Annotated in this window: 22 protein-coding genes; all 22 read left to right on the top strand. The window is 62.8% G+C overall.

Annotated features, from left to right (window positions below; all coding sequences use genetic code 11):
- Positions 1-6 precede the first annotated feature (6 nt).
- The 22 genes from rpsC to ACREPD_RS13085 all read left to right on the top strand — a co-directional run bounded on the left by rpsC (position 7) and on the right by ACREPD_RS13085 (position 13,673).
- The gene (gene rpsC, locus ACREPD_RS13190) at positions 7-741 is read left to right on the top strand and encodes a 30S ribosomal protein S3 (protein ID WP_431599750.1); all 735 of its coding nucleotides are present in this window, start codon (positions 7-9) and stop codon (positions 739-741) included.
- Between the two features lie 5 nt (positions 742-746).
- Complete coding sequence (gene rplP / locus ACREPD_RS13185) at positions 747-1,160, top strand: 50S ribosomal protein L16 (RefSeq protein ID WP_017355412.1); 414 nt, start codon at positions 747-749, stop codon at positions 1,158-1,160.
- Positions 1,160-1,345 (top strand): 50S ribosomal protein L29, encoded by a 186-nt coding sequence (rpmC, locus tag ACREPD_RS13180; RefSeq protein WP_214900310.1) that lies wholly within the window; start codon positions 1,160-1,162, stop codon positions 1,343-1,345. The genes rplP and rpmC overlap by 1 nt, the downstream gene beginning before the upstream one ends.
- A gap of 11 nt (positions 1,346-1,356) precedes the next feature.
- The gene (rpsQ, locus tag ACREPD_RS13175) at positions 1,357-1,626 is read left to right on the top strand and encodes a 30S ribosomal protein S17 (RefSeq protein ID WP_431599749.1); all 270 of its coding nucleotides are present in this window, start codon (positions 1,357-1,359) and stop codon (positions 1,624-1,626) included.
- Positions 1,627-1,639: 13 nt separating this feature from the next.
- Positions 1,640-2,008, top strand: a complete 369-nt coding sequence (rplN, locus tag ACREPD_RS13170) for a 50S ribosomal protein L14 (protein ID WP_017355415.1) — start codon at positions 1,640-1,642, stop codon at positions 2,006-2,008.
- A 16-nt stretch (positions 2,009-2,024) separates the two neighbouring features.
- Positions 2,025-2,342 (top strand): 50S ribosomal protein L24, encoded by a 318-nt coding sequence (gene rplX, locus ACREPD_RS13165; RefSeq protein WP_228886387.1) that lies wholly within the window; start codon positions 2,025-2,027, stop codon positions 2,340-2,342.
- Between the two features lie 11 nt (positions 2,343-2,353).
- Complete coding sequence (gene rplE, locus ACREPD_RS13160) at positions 2,354-2,896, top strand: 50S ribosomal protein L5 (protein WP_421570661.1); 543 nt, start codon at positions 2,354-2,356, stop codon at positions 2,894-2,896.
- Between the two features lie 18 nt (positions 2,897-2,914).
- Entirely contained in the window at positions 2,915-3,220 is a 306-nt protein-coding gene (gene rpsN / locus ACREPD_RS13155; RefSeq protein WP_421570662.1) for a 30S ribosomal protein S14, read from the top strand.
- Positions 3,221-3,505: 285 nt separating this feature from the next.
- Positions 3,506-3,904 carry a 30S ribosomal protein S8 gene (gene rpsH, locus ACREPD_RS13150; protein ID WP_019186156.1) on the top strand — a complete coding sequence of 133 codons (399 nt, stop codon included), beginning with the start codon at positions 3,506-3,508 and terminating at the stop codon, positions 3,902-3,904.
- Between the two features lie 18 nt (positions 3,905-3,922).
- The gene (gene rplF, locus ACREPD_RS13145) at positions 3,923-4,450 is read left to right on the top strand and encodes a 50S ribosomal protein L6 (RefSeq protein WP_421570663.1); all 528 of its coding nucleotides are present in this window, start codon (positions 3,923-3,925) and stop codon (positions 4,448-4,450) included.
- Positions 4,451-4,539: 89 nt separating this feature from the next.
- Positions 4,540-4,893 (top strand): 50S ribosomal protein L18, encoded by a 354-nt coding sequence (rplR, locus tag ACREPD_RS13140; protein WP_019186158.1) that lies wholly within the window; start codon positions 4,540-4,542, stop codon positions 4,891-4,893.
- 158 nt (positions 4,894-5,051) lie between these two features.
- Positions 5,052-5,594 (top strand): 30S ribosomal protein S5, encoded by a 543-nt coding sequence (gene rpsE, locus ACREPD_RS13135; RefSeq protein ID WP_038690276.1) that lies wholly within the window; start codon positions 5,052-5,054, stop codon positions 5,592-5,594.
- A complete protein-coding gene (gene rpmD / locus ACREPD_RS13130; RefSeq protein WP_431599748.1) occupies positions 5,587-5,775 on the top strand; it encodes a 50S ribosomal protein L30 in 189 nt (62 codons plus the stop codon). Before rpsE ends, rpmD begins: the two co-directional genes overlap by 8 nt.
- A 4-nt stretch (positions 5,776-5,779) precedes the next feature.
- A complete protein-coding gene (gene rplO / locus ACREPD_RS13125; RefSeq protein ID WP_313348113.1) occupies positions 5,780-6,223 on the top strand; it encodes a 50S ribosomal protein L15 in 444 nt (147 codons plus the stop codon).
- Positions 6,224-6,226: 3 nt separating this feature from the next.
- Complete coding sequence (gene secY / locus ACREPD_RS13120; RefSeq protein ID WP_421570665.1) at positions 6,227-7,582, top strand: preprotein translocase subunit SecY; 1,356 nt, start codon at positions 6,227-6,229, stop codon at positions 7,580-7,582.
- A 362-nt stretch (positions 7,583-7,944) separates the two neighbouring features.
- Positions 7,945-8,301 (top strand): 30S ribosomal protein S13, encoded by a 357-nt coding sequence (rpsM, locus tag ACREPD_RS13115; protein WP_017355426.1) that lies wholly within the window; start codon positions 7,945-7,947, stop codon positions 8,299-8,301.
- 12 nt (positions 8,302-8,313) lie between these two features.
- Positions 8,314-8,703 (top strand): 30S ribosomal protein S11, encoded by a 390-nt coding sequence (gene rpsK, locus ACREPD_RS13110; RefSeq protein ID WP_017355427.1) that lies wholly within the window; start codon positions 8,314-8,316, stop codon positions 8,701-8,703.
- A gap of 14 nt (positions 8,704-8,717) precedes the next feature.
- The gene (gene rpsD / locus ACREPD_RS13105; RefSeq protein ID WP_421570666.1) at positions 8,718-9,347 is read left to right on the top strand and encodes a 30S ribosomal protein S4; all 630 of its coding nucleotides are present in this window, start codon (positions 8,718-8,720) and stop codon (positions 9,345-9,347) included.
- Positions 9,348-9,402: 55 nt separating this feature from the next.
- Positions 9,403-10,401 (top strand): DNA-directed RNA polymerase subunit alpha, encoded by a 999-nt coding sequence (locus tag ACREPD_RS13100; protein WP_431599747.1) that lies wholly within the window; start codon positions 9,403-9,405, stop codon positions 10,399-10,401.
- Positions 10,402-10,596: 195 nt separating this feature from the next.
- Complete coding sequence (gene rplQ / locus ACREPD_RS13095; protein ID WP_431599746.1) at positions 10,597-10,983, top strand: 50S ribosomal protein L17; 387 nt, start codon at positions 10,597-10,599, stop codon at positions 10,981-10,983.
- Between the two features lie 770 nt (positions 10,984-11,753).
- The gene (locus tag ACREPD_RS13090; protein WP_431599745.1) at positions 11,754-12,266 is read left to right on the top strand and encodes a disulfide bond formation protein B; all 513 of its coding nucleotides are present in this window, start codon (positions 11,754-11,756) and stop codon (positions 12,264-12,266) included.
- A 33-nt stretch (positions 12,267-12,299) separates the two neighbouring features.
- Entirely contained in the window at positions 12,300-13,673 is a 1,374-nt protein-coding gene (locus tag ACREPD_RS13085; protein ID WP_431599744.1) for a class II 3-deoxy-7-phosphoheptulonate synthase, read from the top strand.
- Positions 13,674-13,704: the final 31 nt, after the last annotated feature.

The following is a 13,704-nucleotide window of genomic DNA, read 5'->3' as shown; positions in this document are numbered from 1 at the left end:
AACACCATGGGTCATAAAGTTCATCCGATTGGTATCCGCCTCGGCATCTCCAAGGACTGGAACTCCAAGTGGTACGCCAACAAGGGCGAGTTCGCTGGTTACCTGGCGGCCGACCTGAAGGTGCGGGACATGCTGCGCAAGAAGCTCGCGCAGGCCGGCATCAGCAAGATTCTCATCGAACGTCCGGCGAAGACCGCCCGCGTGACGATCCACACCGCCCGTCCGGGCGTGGTGATCGGCAAGCGTGGTGAGGACATCGAAAAGCTGCGTAAGGAAGTGAGCGAAATGATGGGCGTCCCGGCGCACATCAACGTCACCGAAGTGCGCAAGCCCGAGCTGGACGCGCAGCTGGTTGCCGAGTCGATCGCGCAGCAGCTGGAGCGTCGCATCATGTTCCGCCGTGCAATGAAGCGCTCGGTCGGCAACGCGATGCGCCTCGGTGCCCTGGGCATCAAGGTCAACGTCGGTGGCCGCTTGAATGGTGCAGAAATTGCCCGTTCGGAGTGGTACCGCGAAGGCCGCGTGCCGCTGCACACGCTGCGTGCCGACATCGACTATGGCTTCGCTGAAGCCAAGACGACCTACGGCATCATTGGCATCAAGGTCTGGATCTACAAGGGCGAGGTTTTCGATTTCTCCCAGGTTGGCCAGGAAAAGCAGGACGACACCCCGTCGCGCAACGATCGTAACGATCGCGGTGACCGCGGTGACCGTCAGCGCCCGGCCCGTGAAGCGAGGTAACGACAATGTTGCAACCCAAGCGAACCAAGTACCGCAAGGTACACAAGGGCCGTAACGATGGCCTGAGCTGGAGCGCCAACGCTGTCAGCTTCGGCGAGTACGGCCTGAAGGCAACCGCCCACGGTCAGCTGACCGCGCGTCAGATCGAAGCGGCCCGCCGCTCGATCAGCCGCTACGTCAAGCGCGGTGGCAAGATGTGGATCCGAGTGTTCCCCGACAAGCCGATCACCAAGAAGCCCATCGAAGTGCGAATGGGTTCTGGTAAGGGCAACGTGGAGTACTGGGTCGCCCAGATCCAGCCCGGCCGCATGATCTATGAAATTGAAGGTGTGGATGAGAGCGTTGCACGCGAGGCGTTCCGCCTGGCAGCTGCCAAGCTCTCGGTGACCACCACCTTCGTGACCCGGACGGTGATGTGATGGATATCAAACAACTTCGCGAAAAGTCGGCTGACGATCTCAAGTCCCACCTGACCGATCTGCGTAAGGAGCAGTTCTCGCTCCGTATGCAGCAGGTCACCGGACAGCTGCCGAAGACTCACGAAACCCGCCGGGTCCGCCGCGAGATTGCTCGCGTCAAGACCCTGCTCGGCAGCAACAAGTAAGGATGGCCGCGATGAGCGACACTACTGAAAACAACGCGCTGCGCACGGTCGAAGGCCGTGTCGTCAGCAACAAGATGGACAAGACGGTCACCGTGCTGGTGGAACGCCTGGTCAAGCACAAGCTGTATGGCAAGTACTTGAAGCGTTCGACCAAGCTGCACGCTCACGACGCCGACAACACCTGCAACGAAGGTGATGTCGTGCGCGTGACCGAGATTGCTCCGATGTCCAAGACCAAGAACTGGCGTGTGGTGGAAGTCATCACGCGCGCAGCTCAATAAGGAGATCTGACTCATGATCCAGATGCAGAGCTACCTCGAGGTCGCGGACAATTCCGGTGCCAAGGAAGTGATGTGCATCAAGGTGCTGGGCGGCTCCAAGCGTCGCTACGCACACATCGGTGACATCATCAAGGTCACCGTGAAGGATGCGATCCCGCGCGGCAAGGTCAAGAAGGGTGAAGTGTTCGACGCCGTCGTGGTGCGTACCCGCAAGGGTGTGCGTCGCGCCGACGGTTCGCTGATCCGTTTCGACGCCAACGCTGCGGTCCTGCTCAACAACAAGCAAGAGCCGATCGGCACCCGCATCTTCGGACCGGTGACGCGTGAACTTCGTTCCGAGAAGTTCATGAAGATCGTCTCGCTCGCTCCCGAAGTGCTGTGAGCGACAGGAGATAATCATGGCTAACCGTATCAAGAAGGGCGACCAGGTCGTCGTCAACACCGGCAAGGACAAGGGCAAGCAGGGCGAAATCGTCCGCGTCGACGGCGATCGTGTGATCGTCGCCAACGTGAACATCGTCAAGCGCCACACCAAGCCGAACCCGCAGGCAGGCGTTGCCGGCGGCGTGGTCGAGCGTGAAGCGTCGATCCATATCTCCAACGTGAATGTGCTCAACCCGGCTTCGGGCAAGGGCGAGCGCGTTGGCTTCAAGGTGCTGGAGGATGGACGCAAACTGCGTGTGTTCCGCTCCAGCGGTGAGGCGCTTGACGCCTGAGGAATGAGAAGATGAGTTCCCGTCTCGAAAAGTTCTACCAGGAAGAAGTGGTGCCGGCGCTGATGAAGCAGTTCGGCTACACCAATCCGATGCAGGTCCCGCGCCTCGTCAAGGTCACCCTGAACATGGGTGTCGGCGAAGCCGCGACCAACAAGAAGATCCTGGAAAATGCCGTCGCCGACATGTCCAAGATCTCCGGCCAGAAGCCGATCGTGACCAAGTCCCGCGTGTCGGTGGCTTCGTTCAAGATCCGTGACGGCTGGCCGATCGGCTGCAAGACCACGCTGCGTCGCGCCAAGATGTATGAGTTCCTGGACCGCCTGATCAACATCTCGCTGCCGCGCGTGCGCGACTTCCGTGGTGTCTCGGGTCGTTCCTTCGACGGTCGTGGCAACTTCAACATGGGTGTGAAGGAACAGATCATCTTCCCGGAAATCGACTTCGACGCTGTCGACGCGATCCGCGGCATGGATATCGCCATCACCACCACCGCCAAGTCCGATGCGGAAGCGAAGGCGCTGCTTGCAGCGTTCAAGTTCCCGTTCCGTAACTGATACGTCGAGGAATTCGAAATGGCAAAGACCTCCATGGTCAACCGCGATCTGAAGCGTGCCAAGCTGGCCGTCAAGTACGCGACCAAGCGCGAAGAGCTGAAGAAGATCATCTCCAGCACGACCGCTTCGTACGACGAAAAGGCTGACGCCGTGGTCAAGTTGCAGAAGCTGCCGCGCGATTCGTCGCCGAGCCGCCACCGCAACCGCTGCGAACTGTCGGGCCGTCCGCGTGGCGTCTACAGCAAGTTCGGCCTCGGCCGTAACAAGCTGCGTGAAGCCACCATGCGCGGTGACGTGCCGGGCCTGCGCAAGGCCAGCTGGTAAGGGATTCGTCCCTGCTGTATGGGGTGAGCCTGTTCAGGTTCACCCCAACTTGAAGAGTCCGACCCTGGTCGGGCTCTTTTTGTCGTATACTCCCGCGTCTCACTGGCAGTAACGGTGGGGTAGGGCGCTGTAACGGCGACCGGTAGAGCCGACTGGTAGAGCCGACTGTTAGTCGGCTGTCATCCAAATGGCTCTACTGAACAAGAACGAAGGGCCTCCAGGCCCATTTCAGAAATAGCAAGATTTTCGCGAAAGCGGATATCGGTGCACTCAAAGGTATCGACTATGAGCATGACTGATCCCATCGCCGACCTGCTGGTACGCATCAAAAATGCGGCCGCGGTTGGCAAGCAGACGGTGAAGGCACCGTCCTCCAAGATCAAGGTTGCAATCGCAGAAGTGTTGAAGGCCGAAGGCTACATCACCGACCTGCGCGTGACCAAGATTGAAAACAACAAGGCCGAACTTGAAATCGTCCTGAAGTATTTCGAAGGCAAGCCGGTCATCGAGACCCTGAAGCGCTTCTCGCGTTCGGGTCTGCGCCAGTACCGTGGCAAGTCTGAGCTGCCGAAGGTCCTGAACGGCCTGGGCATCTCCATCATCTCCACCTCCAAGGGCATCATGACTGATGCGCAGGCGCGCCAGTTGGGCGTCGGCGGCGAAGTCCTGTGCTTCGTGGCCTAAGGCGAGAAGGAAACTACTATGTCCCGCGTAGCCAAGAAGCCGGTCAACCTGCCCAAGGGCGTTGAACTGAACATCCAGCCGGAATCCGTCAGCGTGAAGGGCCCGAAGGGCACCCTGAGCCTGCCGAAGGTTGCTGGCGTTGAAATCTCCGTCAACGACGGCGTTGCCACCCTGGCCGCCAGCAATGACGACCTGCTGGCCCTCACCGGCACCGTCCGCGCGATCCTGGCCAACATGGTCAAGGGCGTCACCGATGGCTTCGAGCGCAAGCTCGAGCTGGTCGGCGTCGGTTACCGTGCTGCCATGCAGGGCAAGGACCTGAGCCTGTCGCTCGGTTTCTCGCACCCGGTGGTGTACGTCGCTCCGGAAGGCATCACGCTGTCGACCCCGACCCAGACCGAAATTCTGGTCCAGGGCACCGACAAGCAGCTGGTGGGCGAAGTTGCCGCCAAGATCCGCGCTTACCGCAAGCCGGAGCCCTACAAGGGCAAGGGTGTGAAGTACGCCGGCGAAGTCATCATTCGTAAGGAAGCCAAGAAGGCTTAATGGCGAATCCCTCGTAGGAGCCCGCACCTCCGTGTGCGGTCTTCCAGCGGGAACGCCCTCTTTCCCTTCAGCTTTCAAGGAAAAAGATCATGAACAAGAACATTGCTCGCCTGCGTCGCGCCAAGTCCACCCGCGCACACATCCGTGTCCTCGGCGTGCCGCGTCTGTCGGTGCTGCGCACCGGTCAGCACCTGTACGCCCAGGTCTTCACCGCCGACGGCTCCAAGGTGCTGGCGGCGGCCAACACCACCCAGGCCGACGTCAAGGAAGGCCTGAAGAATGGCAAGAACAGCGACGCCGCCGCCAAGGTCGGCAAGCTGGTTGCCGAGCGCGCCAAGGCTGCGGGCATCGAGAAGGTCGCTTTCGACCGCTCGGGCTACCGCTACCACGGCCGCATCAAGGCACTGGCCGATGCAGCCCGCGAAGGCGGCCTGCAGTTCTAAGGGATAAGGAAGCGGGGCTGGTCCCCGCTTCCGCCTGCCTGCCGGCACGGGTTGTGCCGGGCGACGTCCTTCTTCTGCAGGGGCGCTCGATCCACCGCTCCACTTCACAGCTATAAGCGGCCCTGAGCCGTACATACTCAATCAATCAAGGAATCAACATGGCAGAAGAACGTCAGCAGCGGGGTCGCGATCGCGACCGTAACCGCGAAGAGAAAGTCGACGACGGCATGATCGAGAAGCTGGTCGCGGTCAACCGCGTCAGCAAGACCGTCAAGGGCGGTCGTCAGTTCACCTTCACCGCACTGACCGTGGTCGGTGACGGCGCAGGCAAGGTCGGTTTCGGTTACGGCAAGGCGCGTGAAGTGCCGGTCGCCATCCAGAAGTCGATGGAGCAGGCTCGCAAGAACCTGGCCGACGTCGATCTGAACAACGGCACCCTGTGGCACCCGGTCAAGTCGGGCCACGGCGCTGCTCGCGTGTTCATGATGCCTGCTTCGGAAGGTACCGGTGTGATCGCCGGTGGTGCCATGCGCGCCGTGCTGGAAGCCGTTGGCGTCAAGAACGTGCTGGCCAAGGCCGTCGGTTCGCGCAACCCGATCAACCTGGTTCGCGCCACGCTGAAGGGTCTGTCCGAAATGCAGTCGCCGGCCCGCATTGCGGCCAAGCGCGGCAAGAAGGTGGAGGATCTCAACCATGGCTAATGACACCAAGACCATCAAGGTCCGTCTGGTTGGCGGCCTGCGCGGCGCCCAGGCACGTCACCGCCTGTCGGTGAAGGCGCTTGGCCTCGGCAAGCTCAATAGCGTACGTGAACTGAAGGACAGCCCGCAGGTTCGCGGTCTGATCAACAAGGTCCACTACCTCGTCAAGGTTGAGGAATAATCCAATGACCATGCATCTCAATGAACTGAGCCCGGCACCGGGCGCGCGCAAAGAGCGCACCCGCGTGGGCCGTGGTATCGGCTCGGGCCTGGGCAAGACCTGCGGCCGCGGCCACAAGGGTTCGTTCGCCCGTAAGGGTGGCGGCAAGATCAAGGCAGGCTTCGAAGGCGGCCAGACCCCCATGCAGCGTCGTCTGCCGAAGGTCGGTTTCCGTTCCAAGATCGCCAAGGACACTGCCGAAGTGCTGTCCTACCAGCTGGACAAGCTGGAAGCCGGTGAGATCGATTTCGCCGCGCTGCGCGCTGCGAACCTGGTCCCGACCTCGGCCAAGCAGGCCAAGATCGTCATGAAGGGCGGCCTGACCAAGGCCTTCACCCTGAAGGGCGTCGCAGCAACGGCCGGTGCCAAGGCCGCGATCGAAGCTGCCGGCGGCAGCGTACAGGAGTAAGACATGGCGCAAGCTGGCATTGGTAACCTGGGCGGCGGGCTCGGCAAGTTCACGGAACTTCGCCAGCGTCTGCTGTTCGTCGTCGGGGCGTTGATCGTCTACCGCATTGGCTGTTATGTGCCGGTGCCGGGCGTCAATCCTGATGCCATGCTTGCGCTCATGCAGGCGCAGGGCGGCGGTATCGTGGACATGTTCAACATGTTCTCGGGCGGCGCCCTGCACCGTTTCAGCATTTTCGCGCTGAACGTGATGCCCTACATCTCGGCATCCATCGTGATGCAGCTGGCGGTCCACATCTTCCCGGCGCTCAAGGCGCTGCAGAAGGAAGGTGAATCCGGCCGTCGCAAGATCACCCAATATTCCCGCATCGGCGCCGTGTTGTTGGCGGTGGTGCAGGGCGGCAGCATCGCGCTGGCGCTGCAGAACCAGCTGTCGCCGAGCGGCGCGCCGGTTGTCTACGCGCCGGGCATGGGCTTCGTGCTCACCGCCGTGGTCGCGCTGACCGCAGGCACCATCTTCCTGATGTGGGTCGGCGAGCAGGTCACCGAGCGCGGCATCGGCAACGGTGTGTCGCTGATCATCTTCGCCGGTATCGTGGCGGGTCTCCCGGGTGCGGTCATCCACACCTTCGAGGCTTACCAGGACGGCAACCTGCAGTTCATCCAGCTGCTGCTGATCGTGCTGGTGGTGCTGGCCTTCACCTTCTTCGTGGTGTTCGTCGAACGCGGCCAGCGCCGCATCACGGTGAACTACGCACGTCGCCAGGGTGGCCGCAACGCGTACATGAACCAGACCTCGTTCCTGCCGCTGAAGCTGAACATGGCGGGCGTGATCCCGGCCATCTTCGCCTCCAGCATCCTGGCATTCCCGACCACCCTGGCCATGTGGTCCGGCCAGGCCAGCTCGGCTACCTGGCTGCAGAAGGTGGCCAACGCCCTGGGTCCGGGCGAGCCGCTGCACATGATCGTGTTCGCTGCGCTGATCACCGGTTTCGCGTTCTTCTATACCGCGCTGGTGTTCAACTCGCAGGAAACCGCCGACAACCTGAAGAAGTCGGGCGCGCTGATTCCGGGCATCCGTCCGGGCAAGGCCACCGCCGACTACATCGACGGCGTGCTGACCCGCCTGACCGCGGCCGGCTCGGCCTACCTGGTGATCGTCTGCCTGCTGCCGGAAATCATGCGCACGCAGCTGAACGCCTCGTTCTACTTCGGCGGCACCTCGCTGCTGATCGTGGTGGTGGTGGTGATGGACTTCATTGCGCAGATCCAGGCGCACCTGATGTCGCACCAGTATGAGAGCCTGTTGAAGAAGGCCAACCTGAAGGGCGGCAACCGCGGCGGTTTTGCCCGCGGCTGATTGGCCTGTTACACTATCGTCTTCCTGACGTGATGGTCCTCCGCTTCGCGGACCTGGCCACACAAACGAAGGGCGGCCCCCGCAGCGGTTCCGGGTGGGGGTGAGATCGGGTCGTCCCGCGCGGGAGTAGCGCGGGCGGCGCCGGAAGAGGGTCTGAAAGGATCGCTTCCGGGGTCAACCTGATCCGGCGCCGGAGCCTGGGCACACTCCCTGGGCCGAGTTCATGAAACCTTTCAGGTTTCACGGGCTTCCATGTAAACCGGAACCTTGTTAGTATCGCTAGTTCACTTTTTTGATCCATCCTGCCGGATCGGCGCGCCTTGGGTGCGCTGTCGGCCATCACTCAGCTGGAGAACCGCGTCATGGCGCGTATTGCAGGCGTCAACCTGCCAGCCCAGAAGCACGTCTGGGTCGGGTTGCAAAGCATTTACGGCATCGGCCGTACCCGTTCGAAGAAGGTCTGCGACGCCGCAGGCGTGACCTCGACCACCAAGATCCGCGATCTGTCGGAGCCGGAAATCGAGCGTCTTCGCTCGGAAGTGGCCAAGTACATCGTGGAAGGCGATCTGCGCCGTGAAATCGGTATCGCGATCAAGCGCCTGATGGACCTGGGCTGCTATCGCGGTCTGCGTCACCGTCGCGGCCTCCCGCTGCGCGGTCAGCGCACCCGTACCAACGCCCGCACCCGCAAGGGCCCGCGCAAGGCGATCAGGAAGTAAGGGACCTAAGAAATGGCTAAGCCCGTCGCTAAGACCAAGAAGAAGATCAAGCGCGTCGTCACTGACGGCGTCGCCCACGTCCACGCTTCTTTCAACAACACCATCGTGACCATCACCGACCGCCAGGGCAATGCTCTGTCGTGGGCGACGTCCGGTGGCGCTGGCTTCCGCGGTTCGCGTAAGTCCACCCCGTTCGCTGCCCAGGTGGCTGCCGAGAAAGCCGGCCGTGCCGCGCTGGATTACGGCGTCAAGTCCCTGGAAGTCCGCATCAAGGGCCCGGGTCCGGGTCGTGAGTCGGCCGTGCGCTCGCTGAACAACGTGGGCTACAAGATCACCAACATCATCGACGTGACGCCAATCCCGCACAACGGGTGCCGTCCGCCGAAGAAGCGTCGCGTCTAAAGGAGCGATAAGAAATGGCTCGTTATATCGGTCCTACCTGTAAGCTCGCCCGCCGCGAAGGCGCCGACCTTTCCCTCAAGAGCCCGGCCCGTGCGCTGGACTCCAAGTGCAAGCTGGAGCAGAAGCCCGGCCAGCACGGCGCCACTGCCCGTAAGGGCAAGCTGTCCGACTACGCTACCCAGCTGCGTGAAAAGCAGAAGGTCAAGCGTATCTACGGCCTGCTGGAGCGTCAGTTCCGCAACTACTACAAGAAGGCCTCGACCAAGAAGGGCAACACCGGCGAGAACCTGCTGCAGCTGTTGGAAACCCGTCTGGACAATGTCGTCTATCGCATGGGCTTCGCTGTGACCCGTCCGGCTGCTCGTCAGCTGGTCTCGCACCGCGGCGTCACTGTGAACGGCAAGTCGGTCAACCTGGCTTCGTACCAGGTCAAGGCTGGCGACGCTGTTGCACTGTCCGAAAAGGCTGCCAAGCAGATGCGCGTTCAGGAAGCCCTGACCGTGTCCAGCACGCATGACCTGCGCCCGTCGTGGATCGAAGTGGATGCGGCCAAGTTTGCCGGCATCTTCAAGGCTGTTCCGGATCGTGCGGACCTGCCTGCGGATATCAACGAAGCGCTGATCGTCGAGTTGTATTCGAAGTAATTCACATCGGAGAATCCCCGGCGACGGCCGGGGATTCACTAGGAGAACCCGCAACATGACGGTTACCGCCAATCAGGTTCTGCGTCCTCGCGGTCCGCAGATCGAACGCATTACCGACACCCGCGCCAAGGTCGTTATCGAACCGTTGGAGCGTGGTTACGGGCATACGCTGGGCAATGCCCTGCGTCGCGTGTTGCTGTCGTCCATCCCGGGCTTCGCCATCACGGAAGTCGAGATCGACGGCGTGCTGCACGAGTACACCACCCTTGAAGGCCTGCAGGAGGACGTTCTCGAAGTCCTGCTCAACCTGAAAGACGTGGCGATCCGTATGCATACCGGTGACAGCGCTACGCTGTCGCTGTCCAAGCAGGGTCCGGGTGTCGTGACCGCTGCGGATATCAAGGTCGACCACAACGTCGAGATCCTCAACAACGATCATGTCATCTGCCACCTGACCAAGGATACGGCAGTCAACATGCGTCTGAAGATCGAGCGTGGCTTCGGCTACCAGCCGGCCGCCGCGCGTCGTCGTCCGGACGAAGAGACCCGTGCCATCGGTCGTCTGGTCCTGGACGCGTCGTTCTCGCCGGTCCGTCGCGTCGCCTACTCGGTGGAAGCGGCCCGCGTCGAACAGCGTACCGATCTGGACAAGCTGGTGCTGGACATCGAAACCAACGGCACGATCGATGCCGAGGAAGCCGTGCGCACCGCCGCCGACATCCTCAGCGATCAGCTGTCGGTCTTCGGTGACTTCACCCACCGCGACCGCGGTGCAGCCAAGCCGGCCAACAACGGCGTGGATCCGGTGCTGCTGCGCCCGATCGACGATCTGGAGTTGACGGTTCGTTCGGCGAACTGCCTGAAGGCAGAAAGCATTTACTACATCGGCGATCTGATCCAGAAGACCGAAGTGGAACTGCTCAAGACCCCGAACCTCGGCAAGAAGTCGCTGACCGAGATCAAGGAAGTCCTCGCACAGCGCGGCCTTTCGCTCGGCATGAAGCTGGAGAACTGGCCGCCGGCCGGTGTCGCCCAGCACGGCATGCTCGGCTGATCCAGCGCGCAGGTTTCACCCCGCACCTTCGGGTGCGGGGGCTTTACCCGCAGTACCTCGCACCGACAGGCCCATAGCCTGCGGTGACGGTCGGCCAGGAGGGCCGGCACCGGACCAACCGCAGTCCAAGCAGCAACGCCAGGAAGGCGACAGCGATACCCAACCGATCCAACATTCTTTAAAGGATTACATCCCATGCGTCACATGAAGTCTGGCCGTAAGTTCAACCGTACCAGCGCGCACCGCGAAGCAATGTTCAAGAACATGGCTGCCTCGCTGTTCAAGCACGAGCTGATCAAGACCACGCTGCCGAAGGCCAAGGAACTGCGCCGCGTCGCCGAGCCGCTGATCACGCTGGCCAAGGTCGACTCCGTCGCCAACCGCCGTCTGGCTTTCGCCCGTCTGCGTGACAACGAAGCCGTAGGCAACCTGTTCTCCACCCTGGGCCCGCGCTACGCGACCCGTCCGGGCGGTTACCTGCGTCTGCTGAAGTGCGGCTTCCGCGCTGGCGACAACGCTCCGATGGCCTACGTCGAACTCGTCGACCGTCCGGCCGCCGTGGCTGAAGCCGTCGAAGAGTAATCGACGCGCAACACCAAAGATTCCCAAAAAACCCGGCCCAGCGCCGGGTTTTTTGTTGCCTGGGTTCCGCTCGCTACCTGCCGCTTGTTGCCTGTTGCTTGTTGCTCCGTAGCGCCGGGCTCTGCCCGGCTGCTGGTGGTTGTGCGCGAACAGCTGCACGCCGGTGTGCTATCGGTCCGGCCGCGGCCGGTGTGGGTTTGCGGGGGACGCCGCAAGTACGTCCGTGTAGGCTCAGTCGCGGCATCCATGCCGCTCATGCCCCCGCAAACCCACCCCGGCCGCGACCCCGAAACGTGGTCGGTTAGTGCGTGGCCTCATGGCCGGGCATGGGAGGCCGCGACCTGCCGGTAAGCCGGGCACGCCCGGCCCGTCTTCGCCAGCCGTAGAGCCGGGCTTTGCCCGGCTGCCGTTGACGTCGCTGCCGAAGAGGGGCCGGGCATTGCCCGGCTTCCCTGACGTTACGACCTCCCACGAAGAGCCGGTGGGCCCTATGAGTACCGATGTACTGTCGGGGACGCGGCGGGGGCGGGTTTGAGGGGGTCTGAGCCGCATGGATGCGGCGACGAAGCCTACAGGGACGTACTTGCGGCGTCCCCCGCAAACCCGCACCCGGCGCGGCCGGGCAGTGAACAGCTCGGCTGCGCGGCTGTCCGCCCAAAACCCGAAACACTCTGTATGGCCATCTACGCCGACATACGGCAGAAGGTCGCAGCCTGTACAGCGTGAGGGCCTGTTAATCTTGGTGCCTGACCAACATGAGTGTGCTGGCGATGAATCCATTGCGCTGGAATTACCGCGCCCAGTTTCTGCTGGGGTTCCTGATCTGTGCGGCATTGATCGGCTATGCGATCTGGCTGCAGCTGAAGATGGGGCTGGAGCCTTGCCCGCTGTGCATCTTCCAGCGGATTGCGTTTGCCGCGCTGGGCTTGCTGTTCCTGATTGGTGCGCTGCATGGGCCGCGCGACCGGCCGGGGCGGATGACCTACGGCGTGCTCGCGTTCATCGCGGCGGCGGTGGGTGCCGGCATTGCCGCGCGGCATGTGTATGTGCAGCTGCTGCCGCAGGACCTGGGGTCGAGCTGTGGGCCGCCGCTGGCATTCCTGAGCGAGACCATGGGGCCGTTCGAGGTGTTCCGCACCGTCCTGACCGGTACCGGCAACTGCGGCAACATCGACTGGACCTTCCTCGGCATGAGCATTCCGATGTGGAGCGTGGTCTGGTTCGCGCTGCTTGGCATTTGGGCGCTGGTGGTGTCGTTCCGTCGACCCGCCCGTCGCCACTGATTTTTTACCCCTGCTGATTGACTGGATACTGCGATGACTGCTTCCGACCGTGCCCCTACCTTCGCTGCCGTGCCGACCGACTGGTCGCCGGAGAGTTGGCGCGGCCGGCCCGCGCTGCAGATGCCGACCTATCCGGATCCGGTGGCGCTGGATGCTTCGTTGCATGAGCTCAAGCGGCTGCCGCCGCTGGTGACCTCGTGGGAGATCCTGTCGCTCAAGCAGCAGCTGGCCGACGCGCAGGAAGGCAAGCGCTTCCTGCTGCAGGGTGGCGACTGCGCCGAGAACTTCAGCGACTGCGAGTCCACCACCATCTCCAACCGGCTCAAAGTGCTGCTGCAGATGAGCCTGGTGCTGGTGCATGGCATGCGCAAGCCGGTGATTCGCGTGGGGCGCTTTGCGGGGCAGTATGCGAAGCCGCGCTCTGCCGATACCGAGACCCGTGATGGCGTCACCCTGCCGAGCTATCGCGGCGACGTGATCAATGCGCCGGAGTTCACCGAGGCCGCGCGCCTGCCCGATCCGCGCCGGATGCTGCAGGCCCACGCGCACTCGGCCATGACCATGAACTTCCTGCGCGCCCTGATCGATGGCGGCTTCGCCGACCTGCATCACCCCGAATACTGGAACCTCGAGTGGGTGCGCCATTCGCCACTGGCCACCGACTACCAGAAGATGGTGTCGTCGATCGGCGACGCCGTGCGCTTCATGGAGACGCTGTCGGGCGCGCAGGTGTACAACCTCAATCGCATCGACTTCTACACCTCGCACGAAGCGCTGCTGCTGCCCTACGAACAGGCGCTCACCCGCCAGGTGCCGCGCCAGCAGGGCTGGTTGAACCTGAGCACCCATTACCCCTGGATCGGCATGCGCACCGCCGCGCTCGATGGCGCGCATGTCGAGTACCTGCGTGGCGTGCGTAATCCGATTGCCATCAAGGTGGGGCCGTCGGTGCAGCCGGACCAGCTGCTGCGCCTGATCGACGTGCTCAACCCGGACGACGAGCCGGGCCGCCTGAGCTTCATCCATCGCATGGGTGCGGCGCAGATTGCCGACAAGCTGCCGCCGCTGCTGGAGGCGGTCAAGCGCGATGGTCGCCGCGTGCTGTGGGTGTGCGATGCCATGCATGGCAATACCGAAAGCACCAGCAATGGGTACAAGACCCGTCGTTTCGACAACGTGCGCAGTGAGGTGGAACTGTCGTTCGACCTGCATGCCGCTTCCGGTACCCGCCTGGGCGGCGTGCACCTGGAGCTGACCGGTGAGGACGTGACCGAATGCACCGGCGGCGCGCGCGAGTTGACCGAGCGCGATCTGGAGCGTGCGTACCGCTCCTCGGTGGATCCGCGCCTGAACTATGAGCAGTCGCTGGAGATAGCCATGGCGATTGTGCGCAAGCAGGGCGGCTGAGACCCGGCACGCGTAGAGCGGGGCTCTGCCC

This window comes from Stenotrophomonas sp., from assembly GCF_050737075.1.
Classification (GTDB): Bacteria; Pseudomonadota; Gammaproteobacteria; order Xanthomonadales; family Xanthomonadaceae; genus Stenotrophomonas.
Note: the sequence above shows the minus strand (reverse complement) of the source record. Positions and strands in the feature narration are given on the sequence as shown.